1 pseudogene is annotated in these 3,758 nt (G+C 65.0%); it reads right to left on the bottom strand.

The window, feature by feature from the left end:
* Positions 1–3,730 (bottom strand): annotated as a pseudogene (locus ENZ75_RS24745) (hypothetical protein); the annotation flags it as partial.
* Positions 3,731–3,758: the final 28 nt, after the last annotated feature.

The raw sequence follows: 3,758 nt of genomic DNA, 5'->3' as shown, positions 1-3,758 counted from the left end.
GTGCTACTGCCGAGGTCGAAACGACCGAACCGCTCATGTTGAGCTCGCTCCAGTCGCCGCCGCCGACTTGCAAGACGCTACCCGCGCTGACGTTGATCGAGCCGGTGTAGTTCAGTGTGGCGTGGACAAGATCATTGCCGCCGGCGAGCGTGATCGCTGAACCAGTGGTGCTTGTCGTCGCGCCGATGCTGGCGCTGCCGCCATTCCCGCCAACGTTGACGGTCCCGCTCGAGGTCGTCAATGCGATACCGATCTCGGCGCCATCGATGTTCAGGGTGGATCCGGCGACATTGGCGATGTTTATGGTGCCGACCAGCGGCCCACCAATATCGAACCCTCTGTAGCTGACGTCGAGATCGGTCTTGCCGGTGAAATTGACCACGCCGGCGCCGCTCAGGCCGATCAATGAAGCGCCGATGTAGCCGGTATCCCTCAGGCCGCCAATGTTGACGTCGCCGCCGAGATTGATACCTCCAAGCAGCACACCAGCGCCGGTACTCGTGGATACGGCCGAGACGCTGTCGAAGGCAACGCCGCCGGCGCCGACATTGGCGCCGAACAAGATAAGACCGTCGGCGCCGGAATTGATCTCGTTGCCCGTGCCGGTGACCGTAACGGCGCCGGTGGTAAAATCTCCGAAGGCGATGAAGCCGGTGCCGGTCGTCGTCGTTATGTCGAGACCGCCATTGGTGAAATTGATCGCGGAATTGGTGTTGGGGGCCGGTGTGCCTGCGGGGAAATTGCCAACGAGACCCAGGCTGACGGCGTCCGTCGCGCCCGAGCTGATCACCTTGCTGGTGCCCGAGAAGGTGATCGCGGCCGAGTCGTTGCCGGCAATGACGATATTGCCGCCAGCGGCCGCGTTGGTATCAGTCAGGTTGCCCGACAGCGTCACCGAGCCGCCAGTCATGCTCTGGATCGAAACAGCCGCGCCGGTGCCGTTGCTGTTGATGGTGCCGGCATAGGAGATGATCGCGCTGCCGCCGCTCCCGGCAGTCGTCGAGCCGACATTGAAAGCCGTGTTCGCGCCGGTGTTGGTCAGCGTGCCGTCGCCAATGGTCACCGTGCCGGTCAGGTTCTGCAGGTTGATGCCGCCGCCGGTCAGCGTGCCCGCCGGACCGCTGTTGGGCACGCTGCTCGACGCCAATGGCGGCAGCGTGCCGGCGACGTTGATGTTGTTGTTGGTGATCGACAAATTGGTGTCGAGGCCGACGACCTTGAACGCTGTCTGGCCCACGGCGACATTGCTGACCGTGACGCCTTCGATGAAGATGCCGCCGGTATTGACGAAGCCAGCCGCGCTCCCGTTGACGAGGAAGACCGAGCCGCTGCCGCCGCTGAAGTCGAAAGCGGTGTCGCGCACCTGGTTGTTGCCGAGCAGATGCAGGGTATCGCTGCCCGTGCTCTTGACCACGCCCTCATCGCCGGTGACGTTGCCGCCAGTAGCGCCGAGATTGCCCTGGACATTGACCGGCTGGACGGTACCGGAGGTGAGGATGGAGGCGCCGTTGCCGAAGCCGATGATCGACTGGCCGGAATCGAGCGTGAACGGGGTGCCGCTGAGATCGACGGTGCCGACAAAGGCGAAGTTCAGCGTGCCGGTCATGGCATCGGCCTCGGCGACCGTGTAGGTGGTCACGTCGGCGCTGAGCCCGTCCGTGTTGGCGTGGACGATGCCACCGCCCTGGGAAATCATGATGGTCCCACCGACCGCGCTGGCCAGATGGGCGGCGCCGGTGAAGTTGACGTCGTCGAAATCATAATTGCCGAGCGTCGGATCGAGCCCGATCGTGTTGACGGTGTAGCCGCCGGCGGCGGCGCTGATGGAGGACTGCAGCCCATCGGCGGACGTGCCGTCGCCGAAGGTGAAGTTGGCGTTGGCCGAGGTCGCGGTGGCGCCGCTCGACGACAATTCGACGCCGACGCCGACATTGGAAATGCTGGAGCCGCGCAGGAAGGTGATGGTCTTGTTGCCGGTCGTCGACGACAGGTCGATGCCGCGCGAGGTCAGGCTGCCGGTGCCGGTGATCGTGGTCAGGCCGAAATCGGCCCTTGTCGAGGAACCGCTCGAGGAACCGCTGAAGTCGATGCCGGTCTGGTTGGCGCCAACCTCGTCGATCGTGGTCGTGCCGAAGCTGATATGTTCGTTGATGTCGAGGAACTCGATGCCGGCGGTGCTTGCCGCTCCCAGCGTAACCTGGGTTGTGCCGAAGGTGACCGTGCCATTGTCGGCAATGAAGATGCCGGTGCCGCCAGGCGTCGTCACGGTGACCTCGCCAAAGCTCGCCGATGCCGTGCTGGCGACATTGGTGACGGACAGGCCGGTGCCCGTGGCATTGGTGATCGACAGCGGCGCGGTCACGTTCAACGTCGCGGTGCCGCCGAGGCTGCTGACAAGCGCCCCGCCGCCACCCGTCGCCGACAAGGTCGGGCCAGTGAAGCTGATGGCGCCGCCGGCCGGGGTCAGCGTCGATCCGACATCGAACAGATCGCCGGTGCCGGTCGAGGTGACCGTACCGCTGAAGGTCACCGAGCCGCCGGTGGTGCCGTCGACCTTGACCGCCGCGCCTGGCGCGGTTGCCGAGCTGGAGATGTTGGCCGCTACGCCGACTGTCGCGCTGCCGCCGGAAACGACGACACCGTCGCCAGCGCCCGAATTGGTGATGGTGCCGCCGAGGATCGTGATCGAGCCCGTATTGTTGGTCAGGCTGACATCGGTGCCCGCGACATTGGTCGCCACCAGATTGGTGATGGTGAAGGTCGATGACGAAGCGTTGATTGCAAGGCCGTTGATGCCGGCAGCGGTGCCGCCGACAGTGACATTGCCACCCAGGAACTGGCCGCCCGAGACGGCATTGAAGTTGAGCGCCGTGGCCGTCGCAACGCCTGTCGTGATGCTGTCGAACGCCATGCCGCCGGTGCCGATGGTGATGCCGTCGAGATTGATCGCCCGGCCGGTGCCGGTGGTGATCTGCTCCGTGCCCGCGGCCGCGACTGTGATCGTGCCGCCCCCGGTGGCATCGAAGCCGGTACCGGTCGTCGTGGTCAGGTCCAGCCCGCCGGTGAATTTCACCGTGCCGCCGGTGTTGGCGGACAGGTCGATCGCGTTGGCCGAGCCCGTGCTGGCGGTGATCTTGCCGCCGAAGGTGGCGGTGCCGCCGGTCTGGCCGATGATCCTGACCGCGTTGGCCGCATTGGCCTGGTCGATCGTGCCGTTGTAGGTGACGTTGGGCACCGCACCGTTGATGTTGAAGGCTACATCGCCCGTGTTGGTGATGGAACTCGCGGCCGCGAAAGTCAGCGTGCCGCTCGAGCCGCTCCAGATGGCCACGCCCCTGCCGCCGCCACTGATGTCGAGATCGTCGAAGGTGGCGATGCCGTCGAAATTGTTGGCGAACAGCCCGACGCTGGCGGCACTGGTAATCTTGGTGTTGCCGGTGAAATCGACGGTCGCGTTCGAATCGACAAGCACGATGCCGGTTTGAGATGCGGTCTGGACGGTCAGGTCGTCGACCGAGACCGTGCCGGTCACACCATTGAGGTAGAGGCCGGACCCGACATTGCTGGCCGTCACGCCCTGGACGGTCAGGCCGTTGATGCCCAGGCCGTAGATCGCCGAGCCGGAACCCCCGGAAACGTTGAAATCGAGCAGCGTGTTGCCGTTGCCCAGCGTCACGACATTACCGCCGCCGGAACTGGTCAGCGTCGCCGCACCCGCTGAATCCGACATGGATTCGTCATGATGGATGTGGGTGCCG

The sequence above is a fragment of the Mesorhizobium sp. M7A.F.Ca.CA.002.04.1.1 genome, from assembly GCF_004022805.1.
Taxonomy (GTDB): Bacteria; Pseudomonadota; Alphaproteobacteria; order Rhizobiales; family Rhizobiaceae; genus Mesorhizobium; species Mesorhizobium ciceri.
Note: the sequence above shows the minus strand (reverse complement) of the source record. Positions and strands in the feature narration are given on the sequence as shown.